Consider the following 22,059-nt stretch of genomic DNA (forward strand, 5'->3'; position numbering starts at 1 on the left):
CCGTGTCGGGTGCGGGGGCAACCGTCGGGTCCTCGGTGGAGGCGGTGTTCCGGGAGGAGCGCGGCCGACTGCTCGCCTCGCTCGTGCAGCGCTTCGGCGATCTCGACCTGGCGGAGGAGGTCGCCTCCGAGGCCATCGAGGCGGCGCTGGTGCACTGGCCGACCGACGGCGTCCCGAGTCGGCCGGGCGCCTGGTTGCTCACCACAGCCCGGCGTCGCGCCGTGGACCGGCTGCGCCGTGACCAGGTGCTGGCGACCCGGCTCGCCGTACTCCGGGCGGAGGCCGAGCGGGCCGACCCCGCCCCACCCGCCGACGCGGACCGCGACCTGCCCGACGACCGGCTGGCGCTCTTCTTCACCTGTGCGCACCCGGCTCTGGCCGCGCAGGACCGCGGTGCTCTCACCCTGCGATTCCTCGCCGGCCTCACCACGACCGAGGTCGCGCGGGCCTTCCTGGTGCCACCCGCGACCATGGCCCAGCGACTCGTCCGCGCCAAACGGAAGATTCGCGACGCGCGCATCCCGTTCCGGGTGCCCGGCGCCGACGAGCTGCCCGATCGCCTACCCACGGTGCTCCAGGCCATCTACTCGGTCTTCACCGAGGGGTACGCCGCCAGTTCCGGCCCGGATCTGCAACGGATCGACCTCGCCGAGGAGGCCGTCCGGCTGGGCCGGATCCTGCGTCGGCTGCTGCCCGCCGAGCGGGAGGTCGCCGGGCTGCTCGGGTTGATGCTGCTCATCCACGCTCGACGCGACGCGCGTACCGGGCCGGACGGCACCATGATCCTTCTCGACGACCAGGATCGCGGACGCTGGGACCGTCCCATGATCGAGGAGGGGCGTGGGCTGGTGGTGGTCGCGCTGACCGGCCGAGCGCCTGGGCCGTACGGGGTGCAGGCCGCCATCGCCGCGCTGCACGACGAGGCCGCCGACGTGGCCGGCACCGACTGGCCCCAGGTGGTGGCGCTCTACGACGTGCTGCTCAGCCTGGTGCCCTCGCCGATCGTCGCACTCAACCGGGCCGCCGCGGTGGCCATGCGGGACGGGCCGGAGGCTGGGCTCGCCCTGCTCGACGAGCTGGCCGACGACCCGCGGCTTCGCGGCTACCACCCCTATCCGGCGACCCGGGCCGACCTGCTGCGCCGGCTCGGCCGACACGACGAGGCCGCAGCGGCGTACCGCAGCGCGTTGGCGCTGGTCGGCACCGAACCGGAGAAGGCGTACCTGCTCAGTCAGCTGAGATCCGTCACGACCGAGTGAGCGGAGCTCCCGGTGGGGCGGCGGCGCGCTGTAGCCTTCCCCGGGTGAGTCTGCCTCTGCCTCCGGGTGAGTTCGCCGCGTACCTGTTCGACTGCGACGGCACCATCGTCGACTCGATGCCACTGCACTACGTGGCCTGGCAGCGGGCCCTGGACGAGTGGGGCTGCGAGTTCCCGGAGGACCTCTTCTACGCCTGGGGTGGGCGGCCGACCGCCGACATCATCGTCGCCCTGAACGAGCAGCACGGCCTGAGCATGCCGGTGGCGACCGTGGTCGAGCGCCGGGAGAGCTACTACCAGGAGTTGCTGCCGCAGCTCGCCGCCGTACCCGAGGTGCTCGCGCACATCCACGACGCGCACCGGCGGGTCCCGTTCGCCGTCGTCTCGGGCAGCACCCGCGCCTCGGTCACCGCGTCCCTCGACGCGCTCGGCCTGCTGGACCGGTTCGACGTGCTGGTCTGTGCCGACGACTACACGCGCGCCAAGCCCGACCCGGAGGCGTTCCTGCTCGCGGCGGAGCACCTCGGCGTACCCCCGGGGTCCTGCCTGGTCTTCGAGGACACCGACCTGGGCATCCAGGCCGCGACCGCGGCCGGCATGGCATCGGTACGCGTGCCGCAACAGCGCACGAGCTGAGGTCTCAGGCCACCGTCAGCAGGAGCTTGCCCGGGAAGGAGGTCTGCAGGCGCTGGTGCGCCTCCCGCACCTTGCCCAGTGGGAACGTCTCCGCGACGTGCACCACGAACGGCCCCGCCTCGATGAGTTCGTTGAGGCGCTGCAACTGTTGGGGGTTCGCTACCCCGTCGTACGCCCGGACCACGACGCCGGGCCGCTCGCGCGGCTCCGGCTGCACCCCGTGGGCGTACGCGACGACGCCGCCGTCGGCCAGCGCCTCGGTGAGCCGGTCCAGCGTCTTGCCACCGGCCATCGCGAGGATGGCGTTCACCCCGCCCGGTGCCGCGTCCCGGATCCGGGCGAGCACGTCGGTCAGGTCGCCGTGGCCGTCGAGGGACACGTCGGCACCGAGCCGGGTCACCAGCGCCACGCCGTCCGCCCCGGAGGCAACCGCGACCACGTTGAGCCCCTGCCGCTTGGCCAACTGCAGGGCCAGGTGGCCCTGACCGCCGCTCGCACCGAAGATCAGCAACCAGGCACCGGCCGACAGGCTGAGGACGTCGAGCCCGGCGAGCGCGGTCAGCGCGTCGGTGGGCATGGCACCGGCGTGCTCCGCCGGTACACCGTCGGGCAGCTTCGCCGCGTACTGCGCCTTGGTTGCCGCGTACTCGGCGTAGAAGCCGCCCTTCGGCCGGGTGGTGGCGGAGACGTAGACGAGGTCACCCACCGCCACGTTGGTCACCTGGCTGCCCGCCGCGATGACGGTTCCGGCGCCGTCCGAGCCGGGCACGATTGGGAGGGAGGAGCCCTCCGGCACCAGCACACCCTGCCGCTCGTACGCGTCCCACACCCCCACGCCGGCGCTCCAGACCTTGATCAGCACCTCGTCGTCGGCGATCTCCGGCACCGGCAGCTTCCGCAGGGTGATCACCTCCGGTCCACCGAACTCGTCGAAGGCGGCGGCCTGCATCCGCTCTGGCACATCCCCGTCAACCATGTGGATTCCCTCTCCGCGCCGGCGTCACCGTCGCAGCATGCCGGCTCGGGGACTGGCGTGGCCCGAGGCTGAGCGCCGTTCACCCACAAGGGCGACCGTCCGCTCCCGGTGCCCCCCGAAGGGGAGTAGCCGGGGCTGGCACGGGAATGGCGCGTACCCGGAGTCAGTCGACGCCGGCGGGCGCGGCAGTCGCACCGGCAGCGGGACCGACGGGAAGGGGCAGCGTGCACGCACCGTCGACGCGCGCCACGGACTGGCTCCTGGTGGCGCTGGCCGCGGCCTCCGGATGCATCGACGTGATCTGCCTGACCAGGCTCAACGGGTATTTCGCCAGCGTGATCACCGGCAACCTGGTGCACTTCGGCCACGCGCTCGCCACGGCGGACGCCCGCTCGCTCGCGGGTGCGGTGGTGGCGGTTGGTGGCTACGCCGTGGGGGTGGCCGGTGCGACGGTGCCGTTGCGCCACACCCCGCCAGGGTGGAATCGCCGTACCGCCGTGGTGACGGGGGTCGAGGCGGTGCTGCTGCTCGGGTTCACGGTCGGCTGGGTCGCCTGCGCGGCACGGCCCGGGTACGGCTTCGGGCTCGTGCTGCTGGGGATGGCGGCCATGGCGAGCGGCGTGCAGAGCGTGATCACCGTTGGCGCCGGCATCCGGGGTGCGTCGACCACCTACCTGACCGGCTCGTTGACCGAGCTGGTCCGGCGCCGCGTCGTCGACCCGCACCGGTTCGCCGACCTGGGCGGTGTCGGCCGGTTGGCGGGGCTGGTGGTCGGCGCCGTGCTCGGCACGGTGGCGCTGCGCGCGGCTCCGACCTGGGCACCCGTGCCGGCGGCGGTGCTGGTCCTCGCCGTGATCGCGGCCGCTGTCGGCCTGACCCGCCGCGCGGTGCCGCCGCCGGCCGCACCGCGGCGCTGACGAGCGCCGCGATCAGGACGTCTGCGGCTCCTGACCACGCAGCGCCTGCTCGACGGCGTCGCGTACGCGGGCGTCCTCGCGCGCCTTGCGCTGCGTCCGGTTGCGCCGCCGGTACAGGTACGCCCCGACGAGTACCGCGATCAGCACGACGAGCGCCAGCACCAGCATCCACGGCAGGGCCCAGCCGTGCGCGGTGACCTGGACCGGCTTGAGCGAGGTGGTGGAACCCGAAGCGTCGGTGAGCAGGGGCGTCAGGGTCGCGGTCGCGGCCAGCGAGACGGCGGGAGCGACGCCGTGTACGGGTACTTTCACGGTCCAGCTCTCACCCGGAAGCAGCTCCGGCGGCGCGGCGATGTCCCCGGCCCGCACCCGCAGCATGCCGAACGGGCCCGAGACCGACACCGCCTGCTGCCCGGACAGCGCGGCGTTGCCGACGTTGTGGACCTTGTAGGTGATGGTGGCGTCACCCTTGCTGAACGGGTTGAACGAACCCGCGTACGTCACGTGGAGGTCCTCGATCGCGAGGTTCGGCTTCAGCTCGCCGCCGACCCGCAACTTGATCCGGATACCGAGGCGCCGGTCGACGTTGATGCCCTCGGCCTGGTCGGCCTGGGTCAGCGCGGTGAGGATGCCGCCGACGTAGTCACCGGGCGTGGCGTTGTCCGGAACGCTGACCTTGAAGGGGACCTGCGCGGTCTTCCCGGGCTGGATCACGACACTGCTGGCGTTCGCCTTCACCCAGGCACCGACCGCCACGGACTTCTTGTCCTTGGTGAGCAGGTCGAGCTGACCGGCGTTGGTCGTGAAGCCGTCGGCGGCGTACACGGACAGGGTCAGCGGCGCCGGGCCGCGGTTGGCCACGACCATGGCGTCCTCGACGGCGCCACCGGGGTTGACGTTGTAGCTGTAACTGGACCGGGCTTCGCCGTAGCCGTTGGAGGCCGTCCGGACCGTCCAGGCGACGTTGCCCTCCGCCGCCTGGGCAGGGCCGGCACCGACGCCAGCGGCCGCGATGACGGCGAGCAGGGACAGCGCGGTCGTACGAGCGAGTGTCTTCCAGCGCGTTACGGACGGGTACATGTCGGTTCCTTGTGGTGATCTTGGGAGGACTGCAAATGGGTGGCGGGGTAGGCCCCCGAAGGTGCCTACCCCGCCCGGTGGAACAGGTCGGTCAGCTGCTCAGCGCGGTGATCGTGAGGGTGGTGCGGTAGCTACCCTTCGCGATGCTGTCCGGGATCTTCAGGCCCAGGTCGGCACCGAGCTTGGCGCCGCCCCGGGGGTGACCCTGCGCGGCCGCGGCGAGGCCACTGGAGACCGAGAGGCCCTTGCCCTGGTCGTCGAAGGACGACAGGACCGGGGTACCGGCCTCGGCGCCCGCGCCGCCGTCGAGCACGTACGGGGTCCAGCCCAGGTAGGAGCCGGAGAACGTCTTGTCGGCGTCCTGGAAGTCGCCGACGTTGGCCGAGATCGACCACGGGGCGAGCGAGCGGCGGCTGTCCGACACGAGGATCGGGTTGATCTTGCCGGCCGCCTCGAAGTAGGTGCCGTCGCGCTCCTGAGCGGTGCCCAGGTCGACCAGGCCGTTGTAGCCGTCGATGGTCCAGCCGAACTCACCCGGAGCCGGGTTCGGCACGTTGACCTGGATGGCCTGGCCGTCACCGTGGTACGGGTGAACCGTGACCTTGTCGGTGATCGAGCCGATCGGCTGGCCGTCCGGGGTGTTGACGCAGGAGAGGCCCTTCTCGACGGCCGCGTTCGGCGCCGCGCAGGTGCCGCTGCGCACGTTGGCCAGGACCAGCTTGTCGCCGCGCACCTGCACCTTGACGTAGCTGCGGACGTGCTCCTGGTTCTGGGTCGAGTTGTACCAGAACTTGGCCGGGTCCAGCGGGTCCGGGCCGTTGCCACGGATGCCCGTGCCGGTGCTGTCCGGCTTCTTGATGTCGTAGTACTTCGAGCCGGAGGCCGAGTTCGCCGTCACGTAGATGACGCCGCCCGGGCCGGGGAACACGTCGGCAGCACCGGGCTGCTCGGCCGGGTTCTCCTTCTGGCCGTTCTTGATGGAGTAGCTACGGGAGTAGCTGTGGTCGTGCCCCTGCAGCACCATGTCGACGCCGAGGTTGGAGAAGGTCGTGGTGAGATCTTCCCGCCGCTGCTTGTTGTCGGTGTCGGTCGAGTGGCTGGCCGGCGAGTAGATGGAGTGGTGGAAGACCAGCACCTTCCACTTGGCCTCGGAGCCGTGCTTGTTGATGACGTCGGTGATGTACGCGACGTGCGCCGCGTCGCCGCCCAGGGAGCCGTCCGCCGGGTTGGCGTAGCTGTTGCTGTTCAGGTCGATGAACAGCACGTCCTTGTGGATGAACCAGTAGTCACCGCCGGACCGGGTCGCCTGGTCCCCGTTGTAGTACTGGGACGAGCGGTCGGTGTTCGGGGTGAAGTGGTGCTGCTCGTAGGACTTGCCGCCGACGTCGTGGTTACCGATGGTGGCCACGAGCGGGTACTGCCGCAGCTGGTCGGGGGCCAGGAACGAGGTCCACTGACCCTCGTCGTTGGCGCTCTCGACGTGGTCACCAGCGGACACCAGCAGCTCGGCGTTCGGGTTGGCGGCGGTGGCGACCTTGAGGGTCTCCTCCCAGCCGGCCTGGTCCTTCAGCCGGTCGCCGGAGGAGCCGATCTGCGGGTCACCGAAGAACAGGAAGTCGTAGTCGCCCTCGAAGTCCTGGGTCTTGAAGGCGTACGCCGGAGACCAGTTGCCCTCGGAGCCGACCCGGTACGAGTACGCCGTGTTCTCGCTCAGGTTGCTGATCGTGGCGTGCCGGTTGAAGCCGGTGGTGGAGGTGTTCGCGGCACCAACGGCGTCGAAGCTGACAGCGCTGGCCGGGAACTCACCGTTGACGATCTCGGCGGTCGGGGCGAGCTGGATCTTCTGCGCGGTGTCGGCGGACGAGTACCAGCTCACGATGCGCTGGGTCTCGTTGGCGCCGACGCCGAGGACGATGCCGGACACCGTGGTGGGGTCGGCAGCACTGGCGGCGGACGTCAGGCCGCTACCGAGGGCCGCGCCCATTCCCAGGAATCCGGCTACGACCCCGGCGACAACGCGCCGTCGCACGAGCGCGGAGGCCCGTGTCGAGGTGCTCAATGTCATCGACATTGTTCCCTTTTCAAATAGAGAAATGGATTGTGTCTTCACCCGACGCTGGGGAAGCAAGCCAAAGCTTTCGTTGCCCGATGAACCGACCATGAACGCGATCTTGCGAATGGCTGCACTTCCCGAGGTACTTAGCCCTACTCACGATCCAGAAACGCGCTGCACAAACCAGACCATCCCCATAATGGACACGGCCGCCGAAACAGCGCCGGTCGCCCAGAGGCCGGCTTTCGGCGCACGGCGACGGAGCACGAGCAGCAGCGGGAAGACGACGGCGATAATGCCCAACTGAACGACCTCGATGCCCACGTTGAACACCAGCAGGGACCACAGCAGCGTCCACGACCACGCCTCATCGATGCCCAGCGCGCCCGCGAAGCCCAGCCCGTGCACGAGGCCGAAGCAGAACACCACACCGAGGCGGATCCAGCCGGAACGGTCCAGGCTGAAGTGCCCGCGTCCGGCCGTCTCCAGGTCGGTCGCGTGACCACCGCGCCGCCAGATCCCCCACAGGTGCCAGCCGGCGACGACGGCGATCGACAACGCGATGATCGGTTCGACGATCGCTCCCGGCACCTCGACCAGGCCCAGGGCCGCGAGCATGAACGTCACCGAGTGCGCCAGGGTGAAGCTGGTGGCCGCGAGCACGATCTCTCGAAGTCGCCGCGACCCGGCGATGAGCGCCAGCAGGAACAGGATGTGGTCGATCCCGGACAGCAGATGCTCGGCGCCCAGCAGGAAGAACTCCCCGAAGCGCTCGTACCATGCCTGCCCGGTCGAGAAGGAGGGGTTGGCGGCGTCGAGGGCCGCGCTTCCCGAACGGCCGTCGATCTCGTAGGTGACGATCGTCTTCGTGCCCTTGACGTAGCCCTCGTCGTCAGCGAAGAGACCGCTGCGCACCTCGTGCTCGTCGACCCGCTCGGGACAGGTCCAGTCGAGCAGCAGAGTCGCGTACGGCACGCCGTCGCGCCCGCCGATCGTCGGGTCGCCAACCTGGGTCGGCTGGCAGTCCGCGCTCCGCGCGGTCACCGAGAAACGGTCGGAGACATACGTGAGGACCGTCGATGCGTGGCTCTTCAGGGCCGCGACCTGCGCCTCGGCGTCCCCCGCCTCGAATGCGGCCGTTCCCGCCTGAAAGAGCGGATCGTTGTCACCGGAATCGGCGGCAGACACGACGAGGAGGTCGTATTCGAGCTCTAACGCCGTGCGAATGTGACCCTCGTCTCCCGCTGTGATTTTGGCGTACACAGTCGACGAAAAACCGTGGGCGGACGCCGTTCCGGCGCCCAAAAATGGGATCACCGCCGCGACGATCCCGACAGCGACGACGATAACGGTACGGCGGACGCGCCCCAACATGCGACTCCCTCGGTTGGCCAGTGCACGTTGCATGCCGTGGGTGAACACCAGCCCGCGCACCGACGAACCGCCGGAAAACAAAAGCCCTGAACGGCCACCCCCCGATTACCGACAGGCGGAATTGAGATAGGAATACGAAGAAGTACGCGCACTTTCCGCCACCACCCGGAGGACGATCACTTTGCGCCCCCCGCTTCGGGCCGTTGCCATGCTGGCCGCGACCGCCGCGCTGGTCACCGCTTGCAGCTCCAGCGACGACTGGTCACAGCCACACCCCGCGCCCAGCGCCATCGGCACTCTCGGCCCAGGGTTCGTCGACCCCTCGACGACGCCCGCTCCCGAAGCGACCATCACGCCGCAACCCGGCTCGTGGGCCGACGTCCACCCGCCGAAGGACTACCGGGTCGTCCTGCTCACCGCCGGCGACGACAACCCGACCAAGGCCCTCGTGAAGGCGGTCAAGGAGTGGGCCGACGACGAGCACGTCGACCTCAGGACGATCGTCGTCGGCAATGCGCACGACGCCGTTCCCAGCATCGCCAAGGCGATGGAGATGGGTCCGGACCTCATCGTCAGCGCGGGCAACGACCTCATCGACGCGCTCGCTCTGGTCACCCCGAACCATTTGGACGAGAAGTTCCTCGTGGTGGGCGCGGAGCTGGCCGAGCCAACCCACAACGTCACATCGGTCGACTGGGACGGCGCCTCGTTCCGTGGCGAAGGGCTCGGCATGTCCTCGACGTACGACCCGAACTCGTTCACCGCCGAGCGTTGCGCGAACGCCATCAGGGCGGGCGTGGCGGCGGTCCTCAACGACCTGACCGGGATCGTGGTCTGGCTCTGACGATCGGGCGGTCGGCCTCGGAGCCGCGGGGCCCGGTGCGGAGGCCGAGGACCTCCGCACCGGCCTGAGAGTTACGCAGCCGGATGTGGCCCACCCCCTGCTGTGTTGCAGTGGGGTCGACCCGGTCACGATCAGCCCGCGTGGAACCCCGTCAACTCAGCGCGGGGCGGGCCCGCGGTCCTCGAACTCGTACGTGGTGGTCAGCCCTTCGGGCAGATCAGGGACCAGAGCGTTGGTGCCGTCGACCACCTGGACGTAGCGCTTGCCCTGAAAGATCGAGTAACTGCCGTCGGCGACCTGCTCGATCCGGAAGAGCTGGGTCGAAGCGGCCGTGTCGCACACCCGGCCGCGTACGCTGCCCGGCGCAGCGTCGTGCACGACGGTCATGCAGACCGCACCGGCACCGGAAGGTGTGGCCAGGACGATCCGGTACCTGCTCCCCTCGGGGCGCAGGACCCACAGCGACCCGCCGTCGGCGCCCTGCTCGCTGGTGGCCCGCACCTGGTCGGTGCCACGGCCGATCGCCAACATGGCCCCAGCCATGCCCGGCATCACGATCTGGACCTGGCGCTTACCGCCGAGGATCTCCTGCGGTCCGGCTGACGCGGTCACGGATGGGACGACTGAGGGTGGGGCCTGGCTCGCGGGACCGACAACCGGAGTCTCGACGTCGGCCCGTACCTGCAAAAAGGTGGCGCCCGTGGCAAGGGCCACGATGGCCAGCCCCGCTGCGGTGGCGGTCACCCGGCGCCGCCGTCGCTGGTCGCTGCGGTGGCGCAACGTCTGCGCTCCCGGCAGCGTGGTGACTCGCCGGACCTCGTCGACGATCGCGGTGAGGTCATCGCGCGGATCAGCCATGGAAGGTCCCCTCCTGGTGCGCATCGGTCAGCAACCCGACCATCGCTCTCCGACCCCGGGCGAGGTACGTCTTCACGGTTCCGACGGGAGCCTGCATCTCGGCTGCCACCTCTGCGACGCTGAGGTCGTTGAGGTGGTGCAGCACGACGGCCCGGCGCTCGTTGGCGCTCAGCCGCTGCAGCGCCTGCAACAGGGCGACGTGGTCCTCATTCAGCCCGGGCACGCCCTGATCGACGGCCGCCCGGCGGTGTGCGCGTACCCGGTTGAATGCCTTGCGCCAGCTGCTCACCGCGATCCGGGAGGCCACCCGGCGGACCCAGGCCTCCGGGCTGTCCGTCTCCCGTACCGTCTGCCAACGCTGCCAGGCCCGCATGAACGCCTCGGCCACGGCGTCCTCTGCTTCGGCGCGGTTGCCGGTCAGCGCGTAGACATGGCCCACGACCCGACCCGCGCAGGCCGCGTAGAGGGCGTCGAACTCCTCGGCATCACGCATCCGCCCGGTGCCCCCCAATGCCGTGTCCCCTGGTCACCGCGCATGCAACCCGTCGGGGTCGACCGGCCGTGTCGGCGCGGGGGAAGTTTGTGGCCGCCATCACACCGGAGTGATCAACCCAACGACCTGGCCAGGCGTCATCGTGCCGTCCCGGGAGAGGCCCGTGGCGGAGAGGACGATGTGCGACGACGGCAACGACGTGCCCTGACGGCCGGCGTACTCGCGACCGCGCTGGTCGCGGCGGGCCTGACGGCTCAACCGGCGAGTGCGCAGGCTGGACCGGAGGTCAGGACCTCCGGCACTCCCGGCACCTTCACCCTGATCACCGGTGACCGGGTGACGGTGGACGCGGACGGTCACCCGGAGATCCAGCGAGGACCGGGGCGGGCCGGCATGCGGTTCGTGACCACCCGGGAGGCTGGTCACCAGTACGTCATCCCGGTGGACGCGATGCCGCTGCTGCGGGACGGGCGGCTCGACCGACGTCTGTTCGACCTCACCACGCTCGGCGAGTTCGGCTACGACGACCGGGCAGCCGAGCTGCCGCTGCTGGTCGCGTACCCGGAGAACATGGTGGCGCGGGCGCGGACCGCGGTCGTCGGGGGTGACGCACGGGTGCGGGCGGACCTGCCCGCCGCCCGTGCGCTCGCGGTACGGGCGGACCGGGACGACCGGGTCACGCTCTGGGGGTCACTCACCCATGGGACGTCGTCCGCGCGCACCCTCGCCGCCGGGATCAGCCACCTCTGGCTGGACGGCAAGCGGCGGGTGTTCCTCGATCGCAGCGTGCCGCAGATCGGTGCCCCGGCGGCCTGGCAGGCGGGTTTCGACGGCTCCGGCGTCACCGTTGGCGTCCTGGACACCGGAATCGACGCCAGCCACCCCGACTTCGCGGGGCACCTCACTGAGGTCCGTGACTTCACCGGCGGTGACGATCCCCGTGATGCGGTCGGCCACGGCACCCACGTGGCGTCGACCATCGTGGGTAGCGGCGCCGCGTCCGGCGGCAGGTACCGCGGCGTGGCCCCGGGCGCGAAGCTGATCGTCGGCAAGGTCTGCGCCACCACCGAGTGCCAGGACTCGGACATCATCACCGCCATGCAGTGGGTCGCGCCGCAGGCCCGGGTCGTCAACATGAGCGTGGGCGGCACGGACGCGCCGGGCCTCGACCCGTTGGAGACCGCCGTTCAGGAGCTGAGTCACCAGTACGGCACGCTCTTCGTGGCGGCGGCCGGCAACGAGGGCAAGCCGAAATCGGTCTCCTCGCCGGCCTCGGCGGACGACGCCCTCGCCGTCGCCGCGGTCGACGCGGACGACCAGCGGGCGTACTTCTCCAGCAGGGGTCCCCGCGTCGGCGACAACCACATCAAGCCCGAGATCAGTGCGCCGGGCGTCGACATCGTGGCGGGTGCCCCCGGCGGCGGCTACGCCACCATGTCCGGCACGTCGATGGCGACCCCGCACGTGGCGGGCGCTGCCGCGATCCTCGCCGGACAGCACCCGGACTGGACCGGCCAGCAGCTCAAGGCCGCCCTCATGGACTCGGCGAAGCCGACCGGTGAGGACAGCCTCTACGAGCAGGGCGCGGGCCGGCTGGACATCGGCCGGGCGGTCGCCCAGCCGATCGCCGCCGACCTCGCCGCGATCGACTTCCCGGTCCAGCGTTGGCCGCACGCCGACGACACCCCGGTCAACCAGGTCGTCGGCTACCGCAACACGAGCTCCGCGCCGATCACCCTGGCGCTGGCCGTCGCACCGGCTCCGGCCGGCATGATCACCGTCAGCCCGGCGACGCTGGTGGTGCCGGCCGGTGGCCGCGCCGAGGCGACGATCACCGTGGACACCCGGGTGGACGCCCCCGACGGCGTCTACCAGGGAGCGCTGACCGCGACCGGCGCCGGCGACCTGCGGGTACGGACGCCGTTCGCGCTCAACCGCGAGATCGAGAGCTACGACGTACGGCTCAACCACACCGGACGCGACGGCAAGCCGGCCACCGAGTACACGACCGTGGCGGCGAACCTGACCACCGGCGAGTTCAGCACTCTCACCGTGGCAGCGGGCGGCAGCACCCTGCGGCTACCGAAGGGGCGTTACGCGCTGTACAGCACCATCCACGAGGGTTCCGTGTCGACCCTGCTCGCGCAGCCGGTCCTGGACGTACGCGGGCCGATCACCGAGGCGGTCGACGCCCATAGCGCCAGGCCGGTCGCATTGACGGTGCCGGAGCGCGACGCCGCACCCACCTCGATCAACGTGAGCGCGAACTGGAACGACGGCTTCCGCTATCCCGGCGTGCAGCTCAGCGGGGGGTCCGCCACGGACGTCTTCTTCGGCCGGATCGGGCCCGTCGTCGCGGCTCCCGAGTTCACCGCGACGCTGGGCGTCGGGCTCGCCCGTCCGGGCAAGGACGGCACCTTCCGGAACAGCCCCTACACGTACGACCTGGCGTACGTCCGTCAGGGCGACATGTTCACGGGTCTGGCCAAGAAGCTGTCGCCAAAGAACCTCGCCACCGTCAGGGCGACCTACCGGAGCCAGTCCGCGACCGCGACCGCGGTCCGGCTCCACCGCGCGTCGGCGCCCGGCGGCTCGGGCCCGATCGGTTCGAGTACGCCGGTCGACCTGCCGTTCCACGGCACCGAGTACTACAACACCGACGGCGGCATCACCTGGACGTCCACACTCGTCGAGGGGGACAACCTCACGACGCAGGAGTCGACCTTCACGTCGGGCAGGTCGTACACCCGGACCTGGAACGCGGCGCCCTTCGGCCCCACCGTGGCCCAGGCACCGACGCTGTCGCCCCTGGGGTACGCGGGCCGCGACGGCGACACCATCTCGATCGCGTCGCTGCCCCTGTTCGGTGACGCGACCGGTCGTCCCGCGACCCGCGACGACCGGCCGGTGCGGTTCCGGCTGTCGCGCAACGGTAAGGAGATCGGCACCTCGGACAGCCCGTGGGCCGATTTCGCGGTGCCGGCCGGCAAGGCCACCTACCGGCTGGAGGCGACCATCACCCGCGGCGCCCCGGACACCCTGTCGACGTCGGTCTCGGTGGCCTGGACCTTCACCTCGGCGCACACGACGTCGCCCGAGCGGTTGCCCCTGACGACGGCCCGGCCGATGCCCGTGCTCGACGACACCAACACGGCCCGAGCGGGCCGGAGCACGGCCATCCCCGTGGTGCTGGACCGGCAGGCGGGCTCCGCGGCCGCATCGAACCGGACGCTCAGAGCGTCCGCTTCGTTCGACGACGGCAGGACATGGGTCGCGTTGCCGGTGCTCCGGGACGTCGCCCTCATCACTCATCCACGGCGGGCGGGATTCGTCTCCCTGCGACTGACGGCGACCGACACGGCCGGCAACACGGTCACCCAGACGATCCAGCGGGCCTACCGGATCGCCTGACTCACCGCCGAGTCCGGGGCGGCGGCTGCTGGGGCGGCCGCCACCCCGGACCGGGGTGGGATGTGGTCGTCAACGCCTCAGGCGGTGAAGGCACCGTCGATGGCGATGGCGGCACCGCTGATGAAGGTTGCCTCGTCGCTGAGCAGGAACGCGGTGAGCGCGGCGACCTCGTCCGACGTGCCGGCACGCCCGGTCGGCTGCATCGACAGGTAGCGCTCCGCGACCTCCGGGGCCTGACTGACGACGCCCTGCCAGAGCGGGGTGTCGATCAGGCCGGTGACCAGGGCGTTGACCCGGACACCGGAACGCGCCACGTCGAGTGCCGCCGAGCGCGTCAGGCCGATGACACCGTGCTTCGCCGCGTTGTAGGCGGCCTGGGTGGCGTCGCCCTTGATGCCGGAGACGGAGGCGTTGTTGACGATCGCGCCACCGCCGGAGGCGATGATCGCCGGGAGCTCGTACTTGAGGCCGTAGAAGACGCTCGTCAGGTTGAGGTCGAGCGACCGGTGCCAGTTGTCACTGTCGGTCTCGCGGACGCTGGCCATCGGGCCGCCGCCGGCGTTGTTGAAGGCGCCGTCCAGTCGCCCGAACTCCGACACCGCCGTGTCGACGAGCCGCGCCATCTCCTCCTCGACCGTCACGTCGGTCGGTACGAACAGCGCGTTGCCGCCCGCCTTCCTGATCTCGGCGGCGATCTCCTCGCCCCGATCCTTGTCCCGGGCGCCGATGACGACGCGGGCACCCTCCGTGGCCGCCCGCTGTGCGAACGCCAGGCCCATGCCCTGCGTACCGCCGGTCACGACCAGCACCTTCGAATCCAACCGTCCGGACATCTCGTCTCACATTCACTCGACTGGTAAGCCGCTGCGCGGCCGGGCCGAAGATCCGCGCGGGGGAGCCGGATGGGTCGATCGTGTCCGGGCAACCCGCAGGGCTTCGCGAGCCGGAACGCTATCCGTTTCTGGAACGTTCGACAAAGTAACGGTCCTCACAGTAGCGTCGCCTGGGCGAGCGAATCGTGCGCTTTTCGCGCTAAACACCCTCGCAACGCGCCCTTTTGCAGGGGAACTGCGAGGGTCGTCCAGCTGCATCGGTCCTGTAACCACGCGCACATTCTTTGGTGGCCGTTCCATAATGTCGCTAGCGTTGGGCAGACCGAGCAAACGCGGATAAACCACCTTTAAGGAACAGTCATGCCTAGACGTCACGCCGCTCCGGGATCTCAGCGGTGGAAAGCCCTGTTGTTCATCTCCATCGCCCAACTGATGGTGGTGCTCGACGGGGCTGTCATGAACATCGCGCTCCCCTCGGCACAGCAGGCGCTGCACTTCAGCGATGGAAGCCGGCAGTGGGTGGTCACGGCGTACGGTCTGGCCTTCGGCGGCCTGCTCCTGGTCGGCGGCCGGATCGGTGACATGATCGGGCGCAAGCGTGCCTTCCTGATCGCGCTGGCAGGCTTCGCGATCGCCTCGGCGATCGGCGGTCTGGCGGCCAACGCGGCGATGCTGCTGACCGCCCGGGCGCTGCAGGGTGTGTTCGCGGCCCTGCTCGCACCGGCCGCACTCTCCTTGATCTCCCTGTCGTTCACCCAGCCACGGGAACGGGCGAAGGCCTTCGGTGTCTTCAGCGCGGTCTCGATCGCCGGTGGCGCTGTCGGCCTCATTCTCGGCGGCCTGCTGACCCAGTACCTGAACTGGCGTTTCGCGATGTTCGTCCTCGTCCCGATCGCGATCATCGGGATCCTGGGCGCCGGTCGCACCGTCCACGACGACGGCGAGCGCCACCGCGCCCGGCTCGACATCCCCGGTGTCGTACTGGCCAGCCTCGGGCTCGTCGGCCTGGTCTACGGGTTCAGTGCCGCCGAGAGCCACGGATGGTCGGCGGGTGTCACCATCGGATCGTTCATCGGTGGCGTGCTGCTGCTGGCGGCCTTCATCGTGGTGCAGGCGCGGGTCACGTCCCCACTCCTGCCGTTGCGCGTCCTGACCGAACGCAACCGGGCCGCCGCGTACCTCTCGGTTGGTCTTGCCGTCGTCAGCATGTTCGGAATGTTCCTCCTGCTCAGCTACTACTTCCAGCAGGTCAAGGGATGGTCGCCGGTCATGGCCGGCCTGGCGTTCATGCCGATGGCGGTGCCGCAGGCCATCGGGGCCACGCAGATCGGCGCCCGACTCGCGCACCGGATCGCCCCCCGGCCGATCATGGTCGGCGGCTACCTGGTCACCGTGGTCGGTCTCGTACTGCTCGCTCTGCTCGACGCGGACAGCAGCTTCCTGGAGATCGCATTCGCGGAAGCGGTGATCGGGCTCGGCATCGGCACCGCGTTCATGCCCGCGATGAGCATCTCCACCCACGGCGTCGAACCGAAGGACGCCGGTGTCGCGTCCGCGATGATCAGCTCGTCCCAGCAGGTCGGCGGCTCGATCGGCACCGCGCTGCTCAACACCATCGCGACCAGCTCGGCCGCCACCTACCTGGTCGCCCACGGCGGCCCGGCGGCCCAGCGTCACACTCAGAACGAGGCGCTGATGCACGGCTACTCGGTCGCGTACTGGGTCGCCGTCGGCTTCGTGGCCGCAGCAGCCCTGGTCTCGGCGGTCATGGTGAACGCCGGCGCGCCGAAGCATGTCCCGGCGGCGGCGGACGACCTTCCGGACGCCAAGCCGGTGGCCGTGCACTGATCGCTGCACCTCCGCGCCCGTCATCCCGAGTGCGGCGGGTCGACGAGCCTCTGCAACAGGTCTCGCATCACTGCACCGGTGACCGAGGACACGGTGCACCGATCCTTCCGGCGAGGTGAAATCAGGAGTGTGAGCAGAGCAGGCACCGGCGAGTGACGTTGTGAGGGGCACGCTGCCGACCCGCGATCCGGGTCTCTCCGGCGCTCGCACCACGCCCGTACCGGACAAACCGGTTCACGCGACGGCGGGCCACCGGCAGCGATGGGCGGTGGAGACGATGGCCGTCGCACCCGACGACCAGGTGTTGGAGATCGGATGCGGTCGCGGAACGGCCGTCTCCCTGGTCGCCAGCCGACTCACGACCGGCCGGATCGTCGCGATCGACCGAGCAGCGACGATGGTGCGGCTGGCGACCGCACGAAACAGCGGCCACATCAGCGTCGGCAAGGTCGAGATCCGACACGCCGGATTGGAGTCGGCCGACCTGCCAGCCCACCACTTCACCAAGATCTTCGCGGTGAACGTCAGCCTCTTCTGGCTGGGCGACGGGACGCAGCAGATCGATCGGATGCGGAGCCTGCTGGCACCGGGAGGACGGCTCTACGTCTTCGGCGAGCGACCCACGGCCGCACACGCCACAGCGAACCTCACCGCGACCGAACTGCTCCTCGAAGCCCACGGTTTCAACACGACCAGATCGAGCGCCACCCGCGGCCGGGGGCGGGTGCTCACCTGCGTCACCGGGACACCCACCGAGTGAGGCTGAGCTGTTCGCGATGCCTCTGGCACCGCACATCCGCTGCGTGACTCGGGCGGGCTCGGTTCGTACCGAGCCCGCCCGAGCGGTTTCACCAGGTCCTGGTCGCGGCCGTTGGCCGTACGCGTCAGGAACGTGTGGTTGGGACCTGTGTCATGCGGTCAGCGTTGCAGGGTCAGCAGACCCGGCCGGTAGGGCAGCAGGCCGTAGTCGCCGCCCGAGCTGGGGGAACGTCCCTGGTAGAGCAGTTGCAGGTTGCAGGGGTCGACGGTCATCGTCTGGTCGGCGTTGGTACGGAGCAACTCGCCGTGGCTGATGTCGTTGGTCCAGGTCGCGCCGCTGTTGGCCTTCCCGGCGAACGGGTTGCTCTCGGTCGCGGCCTGCGGGGTCCACGACCCGCCCAGGCTGGTGGCCGTGAACGAGCGGAAGTAGCGTCCCTGGGAGCCGATCGCCTCGACGATCATGAGATAGCGGTTCTGATTCTGCAGCTTGTAGACCTGCACGGCCTCGAACAGGTTGTTCGTCGTGTCGCTCATGATGGTCGTGTAGCTGCTGCCGAAGCTGCCCGGGAAGTTCCCGATCGGCATGCTGGCCCGGTAGATCTTGCCGTTGTCACCGGCGAAGAACAGGTACATGTTCGTACCGTCACCGATGAGCGCCTGATCGATCGGCCCGGTACCGGAGCCGGTGATGCTCCCGGTGAACAACGTCTGCGCCGCTGACCACCCATTCGGGTTGGTCGGGTCACTCGACGTCCGGTACGAGAACGCCGGCCCACCCCACTGATAGGCCAGCACCCAGATGTTGCGCGGGGCGAAGTAGAACAACGACGGCGCGACAGTAGCCGAGTTCATCGCGTTCTGGCTGGCCGAGGCCATCTCCGAGTAGTTCGTGAACAGACCGAAGTTCATCGAACCCCACGACGTGCCGAAGTCGTGCGTGGTGGCGTAGACAAGCTGCCGGCCGTTGTAGGGCGCGACGGTGAAGTCCTTCAACGACACCCACCCCGACCTCGGGTTCGCCAACGACCCCGTCGACGACCACCGGTATGTCGACGGAAGATCACACGTGCCCGTCGGCGGCGGCGTGGTGGGGTTGCCTCCACCGTCGACGCGGACGAGCTGCCACTGCTGGTTGGCACCGTTCCAGTCGTCGTACTGCACGATGTTTCCGCCGTCGGCGGTCGAGGCGCCCTGCACCTCCACCACCTTGTTGCTGTTCCGGTTGATCAGCCGGACGTAGCCACCGTCGGAGTCGGCCAGCCGGAACTGCTGGTTGGTCCCGTTGCCGTCGGTCCACTGAACGATGCTGGCACCGTTGGCGGTCGAGAAGTTGTAGACGTCCAGCACCTTGCCGGACAGCCGCGACTTCAACCGGTAGTAGCCACCGCCCGAGTCCACGAACTGCCACTGCTGCTGGTTGCCGTTGTTCCGCGCCCACTGCGTGATCCGCGCACCGTCATTCGTGGCGAGGTTGTACACGTCCAGGGCCTTGCCGCTGTTGCGGTTGATCAACACGTACCACGCGCTCGTGTCGACCGTCGCCGCTGCTGCTGGCGTCGACACCACTGCCGCGGCGGCACCACCGACCACCACCGCCAGCACGCCGGCGGCGAAGACCCGAAGCGACCACCACCGCCGCCGCGACGGCGGCGGCGCAATCGATGGAGACCTATCAAGGGCAGACATGATCCTCCTCCAGTGACCAAGAGCCGAACGGCTACCCGAAGCTGGGCACACCGCGACGCGCGGTCGGGCACATGCGTCGGAAGCGTTAGCGTTAACAAGAAGTCCGCATGGCCTGGCGCGCACTTGATTCGAGATCGACGAAGCAGGCTCGCCCGGTAAGCCAATGGTGTCGTCGTCCTTAGGCATCGACTGTGAGCGATAACATGTCGTTCGTCAAGTCGTAATCTGTCAGGAACATCAGCGGATGCACCGCCGCAGCCCCTGGCGTGACCGCTCATGACCGATTCCCGCAGGCAGCACCCCCGACCGCCACGAGGCATCTGAAGAGGAACACGCCTGGTTGGCGCTAACATCGACGCCCGCCCATGATCGGCGACCGGGACAGGGCGCTGCCGCGCGGTCGGCCGGGGATGACCACATCCGCGCCCAGCGGGTCCTCCGTGAAGCTCCGTTCGCACAGACACCTTGTGGGGTGACGCACCGACGAATATCGTCCCGATGTATCGGCTCGATATATCAAGCCAATGCCGGCGGCTCGCCGGACTGACGCGGGAGGTGCGATGAGGTCGGTCGACTACGACACGGAGCAGTACCAGGACTACGCGCGCGGCCGGGCCCTCACCCAGCAGCAACTGGGGGTATGGATCAACGCCTTTGAAGCGGTACTTCCCGACCGACGCCCGCTGGTGGGTCTGGACATCGGCTCGGGGACCGGCAGGTTCACCCCCGCGCTGGCAGACGCGTTCGGGCCGGTCACCGGCATCGAGCCGTCGGTCCGCATGCGCGAGGTCGCGCGGACGCGGTCCCAGCATCCCGGTGTGCGGTATCTGGCAGGCGCCGCCGAGGACATGCCGGTGCCGTCCGACAGCGCCGACTACGCTCTCCTGTTCCTGTCCTGGCACCACGTCCAGGACAAGACCCGGGCAGCCCAGGAGCTGACCAGGGTGCTCAGGCCCGGTGGGCGGCTACTACTGCGCGCGAACTTCAGCGACCACCACCCCCGACCGTGGTGGCTGGAGCACTTCCCCAACGGTTACGAGGTGGACGCCGCCCTCTTTCAGCCGCTGCACGAGGTCATCGCTGGGTTCACGTCGCTCGGCTGGCGCGTTGTCAGCTTCGACACGGTCACCGAGCCGTCCTCGGGCACCTACGGGGACATGCTCGAACGGCTGCGCCTGCGCACCCTCTCATTCTTCGCGCAGCTCAGTCCGGACGAACTGGAGACTGGCTTCCGCCGACTGGAGCAGACTGTTGCCGCAGACCCCGGCGCACCAGCACCCGTGTTCGCTGAGCCGCTGCTCACGCTCGAACTACGCTGATGCGAGGAACCGGGCACCGGCAGGATCTGTTCGCACGCCTTCGCACTCAGTCGCCCCTGTTCGGCATCCTCGCCCCGGTGGGTTTTCGGCCACTTATCCTCAAAACGAGCACTACCGGAGTGGCCGCCGTCCGCATGACGGCTCACAGGAGGCCGTGATGAGTGGAAGAAGCCGACCCAAAGGCATCAGCCCAACAGCGGTAGAGGCAGCGCCCGGACTCTGGCGCATCGATCTGCAGAGACACGACCTCAGCATTCCAGGACGTGAGGTCATCCAGACTCGTGTGGAATTCACGCCGGACTCGCCCCCGTTCAAGCACTTCCATCCCGGCGAAGAAATCATCTGCGTTCTTCAGGGATCTCTGGAATACACAATCGAGGGCCAACCACCGGTGGTGTGCAATACCGGTGACGCTCTCACCGTGCCGTACGGCGTTCACCACCAGGCGCGCAACGTCGGCAACGACGTTGCGGTCGAACTGGCGACGTACGTCGTCGAGAAGGGCAAGCCCCTTCTCACCAAAGTGGAGTGAGCGTGGATCCCCGAAGCCGGACGAAATGGGGCGGTGGCCGTTGCCCCCGTTGAGTAGTGTCCGAGCGGCACACTCCTCACAACACGGGGGCACCCTTGTCGCACTCCTTCAGTTCTCGCCGCCTGCTCGCCTGGACCGCGCCCGTGGCGCTCGCGCTGACCGCGCTCGCCCCGGCCCTGCCGGCCCAGGCAGCGGTGAAGCCCACACCGACCGTCAACGCCGGACCGGTCGATAAGGACCTCAACGGTGACGGCGTCCCCGACCTGGTCGCAGGCGGCGGTCCGGGCACTGACCTCGGCTCCGGCGTGTGGTCGGCGCTCGGCGTGAAGTCCCCCCGGACCGGCGTCGGCACCGGCCAGGTGCAGACGCCGGCCACCAACATCGGCCTACTCGGCAACGGCGTCAGTAACGAATCCCCGACCGACTTCGACGGCGCCCAGATCCTCACCGGACGCTTCTTCGGTGTCGACCGCCAGGACTTCATGTACTACTACCCGACCGGCGTCGCGGCCGGTATCGGCGGCATCCTCCGCGGCGCCGGGGACGGCACGATGCCCAGCCCGTACAACAACCAGGTCACGATCGGATACGAGAATCTGATCGACGCCAACGGCAACATCCCCCTGCTGCTGGCGAACGCCTTCCAGGCTGACGGCGTCGACACCGGCATCCCGGATCTGTTCGGCATCGCCGGCGACGCCACCAACGGCTACCGGCTCGGCTACCACACCAACTACTTCGCGCCGGGCCTCTACTACGGCGTCACCGGCCTGACCAACTCCACGCCCACCGGTGGGACCGACTGGCAGAACTGGACCCTCGCCAGCACCGAGACCGCCTCGGGGGTCGCACTCTTCCTGCGTAACGCCGGCACCGGTGACCTGTACCTGTGGACCGGGGTCACCATGGTCGACAACGGCGACGGCACCGGCACGCTGACCCATGTCCAGTACCAGGTGGCGGCGAACTGGAACACCGGCGTCGCGATCAGCACGCTGCAGGCCGCCGACATCAACGCCGACGGCACCCCGGACCTGTGGACCGTGCTGCCGGGCGGCACCTACCGGGCGTACCTGATCTCCGGCCTCTCGACGACCGGCACCGCGACGGTGACGGCTACCCGAGCCAAGCAGCTGGCCTGACGTGCTGGGGCGCGCCACCATGCGGCGGCGCGCCCCAGCC

General features: G+C 69.5%; 18 protein-coding genes. 10 read left to right on the forward strand and 8 right to left on the reverse strand.

Annotated features, from left to right (window positions below; all coding sequences use genetic code 11):
* The first annotated feature begins 2 nt into the window (after nucleotides 1-2).
* Together ACQEUX_RS26720 and ACQEUX_RS26725 are read left to right on the forward strand one after the other, a co-directional pair.
* Nucleotides 3-1,259, forward strand: a complete 1,257-nt coding sequence (locus ACQEUX_RS26720; protein ID WP_433053851.1) for an RNA polymerase sigma factor — start codon at nucleotides 3-5, stop codon at nucleotides 1,257-1,259.
* A gap of 44 nt (nucleotides 1,260-1,303) precedes the next feature.
* Nucleotides 1,304-1,894 (forward strand): HAD family hydrolase, encoded by a 591-nt coding sequence (locus ACQEUX_RS26725; protein WP_433053854.1) that lies wholly within the window; start codon nucleotides 1,304-1,306, stop codon nucleotides 1,892-1,894.
* Between the two features lie 4 nt (nucleotides 1,895-1,898).
* Here ACQEUX_RS26725 and ACQEUX_RS26730 read toward each other — a convergent pair whose 3' ends face one another.
* A complete protein-coding gene (locus ACQEUX_RS26730; RefSeq protein WP_433053857.1) occupies nucleotides 1,899-2,870 on the reverse strand; it encodes an NADP-dependent oxidoreductase in 972 nt (323 codons plus the stop codon).
* Between the two features lie 224 nt (nucleotides 2,871-3,094).
* On the opposite strand from ACQEUX_RS26730, the gene ACQEUX_RS26735 reads away from it, so the two are divergent.
* Complete coding sequence (locus ACQEUX_RS26735; RefSeq protein WP_433053860.1) at nucleotides 3,095-3,787, forward strand: YoaK family protein; 693 nt, start codon at nucleotides 3,095-3,097, stop codon at nucleotides 3,785-3,787.
* A 12-nt stretch (nucleotides 3,788-3,799) separates the two neighbouring features.
* On the opposite strand, the gene ACQEUX_RS26740 is transcribed toward ACQEUX_RS26735, so the two are convergent.
* The 3 genes from ACQEUX_RS26740 to ACQEUX_RS26750 form a co-directional block, all read right to left on the reverse strand.
* On the reverse strand, nucleotides 3,800-4,867 hold the full coding sequence (locus ACQEUX_RS26740) for a WxL protein peptidoglycan domain-containing protein (RefSeq protein WP_433053863.1): 1,068 nt from the start codon (nucleotides 4,865-4,867) through the stop codon (nucleotides 3,800-3,802).
* 91 nt (nucleotides 4,868-4,958) lie between these two features.
* Nucleotides 4,959-6,932, reverse strand: a complete 1,974-nt coding sequence (locus tag ACQEUX_RS26745; protein ID WP_433053866.1) for a fibronectin type III domain-containing protein — start codon at nucleotides 6,930-6,932, stop codon at nucleotides 4,959-4,961.
* Between the two features lie 144 nt (nucleotides 6,933-7,076).
* Nucleotides 7,077-8,354: a HupE/UreJ family protein gene (locus ACQEUX_RS26750; protein WP_433053869.1), complete on the reverse strand. Its 1,278-nt coding sequence runs from the start codon at nucleotides 8,352-8,354 to the stop codon at nucleotides 7,077-7,079.
* A 121-nt stretch (nucleotides 8,355-8,475) separates the two neighbouring features.
* Here ACQEUX_RS26750 and ACQEUX_RS26755 point away from each other — a divergent pair, with 121 nt between their 5' ends.
* Nucleotides 8,476-9,138, forward strand: coding sequence for a hypothetical protein (locus ACQEUX_RS26755; protein WP_433053872.1), 663 nt, complete (start codon nucleotides 8,476-8,478; stop codon nucleotides 9,136-9,138).
* A 156-nt stretch (nucleotides 9,139-9,294) separates the two neighbouring features.
* Here the strand turns inward: ACQEUX_RS26755 and ACQEUX_RS26760 are convergent, their stop codons facing one another.
* The gene (locus ACQEUX_RS26760; protein ID WP_433053875.1) at nucleotides 9,295-9,996 is read right to left on the reverse strand and encodes a hypothetical protein; all 702 of its coding nucleotides are present in this window, start codon (nucleotides 9,994-9,996) and stop codon (nucleotides 9,295-9,297) included.
* A complete protein-coding gene (locus ACQEUX_RS26765) occupies nucleotides 9,989-10,489 on the reverse strand; it encodes a sigma-70 family RNA polymerase sigma factor (protein WP_433053878.1) in 501 nt (166 codons plus the stop codon). Before ACQEUX_RS26765 ends, ACQEUX_RS26760 begins: the two co-directional genes overlap by 8 nt.
* 180 nt (nucleotides 10,490-10,669) lie before the next feature.
* Here ACQEUX_RS26765 and ACQEUX_RS26770 point away from each other — a divergent pair, with 180 nt between their 5' ends.
* Nucleotides 10,670-13,900 carry a S8 family peptidase gene (locus tag ACQEUX_RS26770; RefSeq protein ID WP_433053881.1) on the forward strand — a complete coding sequence of 1,077 codons (3,231 nt, stop codon included), beginning with the start codon at nucleotides 10,670-10,672 and terminating at the stop codon, nucleotides 13,898-13,900.
* A 77-nt stretch (nucleotides 13,901-13,977) separates the two neighbouring features.
* Here ACQEUX_RS26770 and ACQEUX_RS26775 read toward each other — a convergent pair whose 3' ends face one another.
* The gene (locus tag ACQEUX_RS26775) at nucleotides 13,978-14,733 is read right to left on the reverse strand and encodes an SDR family NAD(P)-dependent oxidoreductase (RefSeq protein WP_433053884.1); all 756 of its coding nucleotides are present in this window, start codon (nucleotides 14,731-14,733) and stop codon (nucleotides 13,978-13,980) included.
* 360 nt (nucleotides 14,734-15,093) lie between these two features.
* Between ACQEUX_RS26775 and ACQEUX_RS26780 the strand changes: the two genes are divergently transcribed.
* Together ACQEUX_RS26780 and ACQEUX_RS26785 are read left to right on the forward strand one after the other, a co-directional pair.
* Nucleotides 15,094-16,581, forward strand: coding sequence for an MFS transporter (locus ACQEUX_RS26780; RefSeq protein WP_433053887.1), 1,488 nt, complete (start codon nucleotides 15,094-15,096; stop codon nucleotides 16,579-16,581).
* 268 nt (nucleotides 16,582-16,849) lie between these two features.
* The gene (locus ACQEUX_RS26785; RefSeq protein WP_433053890.1) at nucleotides 16,850-17,341 is read left to right on the forward strand and encodes a class I SAM-dependent methyltransferase; all 492 of its coding nucleotides are present in this window, start codon (nucleotides 16,850-16,852) and stop codon (nucleotides 17,339-17,341) included.
* Between the two features lie 158 nt (nucleotides 17,342-17,499).
* On the opposite strand, the gene ACQEUX_RS26790 is transcribed toward ACQEUX_RS26785, so the two are convergent.
* Entirely contained in the window at nucleotides 17,500-19,026 is a 1,527-nt protein-coding gene (locus tag ACQEUX_RS26790; RefSeq protein ID WP_433053893.1) for a non-reducing end alpha-L-arabinofuranosidase family hydrolase, read from the reverse strand.
* A 560-nt stretch (nucleotides 19,027-19,586) separates the two neighbouring features.
* Between ACQEUX_RS26790 and ACQEUX_RS26795 the strand changes: the two genes are divergently transcribed.
* The 3 genes from ACQEUX_RS26795 to ACQEUX_RS26805 all read left to right on the forward strand — a co-directional run bounded on the left by ACQEUX_RS26795 (nucleotide 19,587) and on the right by ACQEUX_RS26805 (nucleotide 22,019).
* Nucleotides 19,587-20,345, forward strand: coding sequence for a class I SAM-dependent methyltransferase (locus ACQEUX_RS26795; protein WP_433053896.1), 759 nt, complete (start codon nucleotides 19,587-19,589; stop codon nucleotides 20,343-20,345).
* Nucleotides 20,346-20,502: 157 nt separating this feature from the next.
* Nucleotides 20,503-20,877: a cupin domain-containing protein gene (locus ACQEUX_RS26800; RefSeq protein ID WP_433053899.1), complete on the forward strand. Its 375-nt coding sequence runs from the start codon at nucleotides 20,503-20,505 to the stop codon at nucleotides 20,875-20,877.
* 95 nt (nucleotides 20,878-20,972) lie between these two features.
* Nucleotides 20,973-22,019: a hypothetical protein gene (locus tag ACQEUX_RS26805; protein ID WP_433053902.1), complete on the forward strand. Its 1,047-nt coding sequence runs from the start codon at nucleotides 20,973-20,975 to the stop codon at nucleotides 22,017-22,019.
* Nucleotides 22,020-22,059 lie beyond the last annotated feature (40 nt).

This window comes from Micromonospora sp. CA-259024, from assembly GCF_050936255.1.
Lineage (GTDB): Bacteria > Actinomycetota > Actinomycetes > Mycobacteriales > Micromonosporaceae > Micromonospora.

Excerpts from the sequence above, each read along its gene's own strand:
- ACQEUX_RS26730 (WP_433053857.1), bottom strand. The coding sequence starts at position 2,870 with ATGGTTGACGGGGATGTGCCAGAGCGGATGCAGGCCGCCGCCTTCGAC.
- ACQEUX_RS26740 (WP_433053863.1), bottom strand. The coding sequence starts at position 4,867 with ATGTACCCGTCCGTAACGCGCTGGAAGACACTCGCTCGTACGACCGCG.
- ACQEUX_RS26745 (WP_433053866.1), bottom strand. The coding sequence starts at position 6,932 with ATGACATTGAGCACCTCGACACGGGCCTCCGCGCTCGTGCGACGGCGC.
- ACQEUX_RS26760 (WP_433053875.1), bottom strand. The coding sequence starts at position 9,996 with ATGGCTGATCCGCGCGATGACCTCACCGCGATCGTCGACGAGGTCCGG.
- ACQEUX_RS26765 (WP_433053878.1), bottom strand. The coding sequence starts at position 10,489 with ATGCGTGATGCCGAGGAGTTCGACGCCCTCTACGCGGCCTGCGCGGGT.
- ACQEUX_RS26775 (WP_433053884.1), bottom strand. The coding sequence starts at position 14,733 with ATGTCCGGACGGTTGGATTCGAAGGTGCTGGTCGTGACCGGCGGTACG.
- ACQEUX_RS26780 (WP_433053887.1), top strand. The coding sequence starts at position 15,094 with ATGCCTAGACGTCACGCCGCTCCGGGATCTCAGCGGTGGAAAGCCCTG.
- ACQEUX_RS26790 (WP_433053893.1), bottom strand. The coding sequence starts at position 19,026 with ATGTCTGCCCTTGATAGGTCTCCATCGATTGCGCCGCCGCCGTCGCGG.
- ACQEUX_RS26795 (WP_433053896.1), top strand. The coding sequence starts at position 19,587 with ATGAGGTCGGTCGACTACGACACGGAGCAGTACCAGGACTACGCGCGC.
- ACQEUX_RS26800 (WP_433053899.1), top strand. The coding sequence starts at position 20,503 with ATGAGTGGAAGAAGCCGACCCAAAGGCATCAGCCCAACAGCGGTAGAG.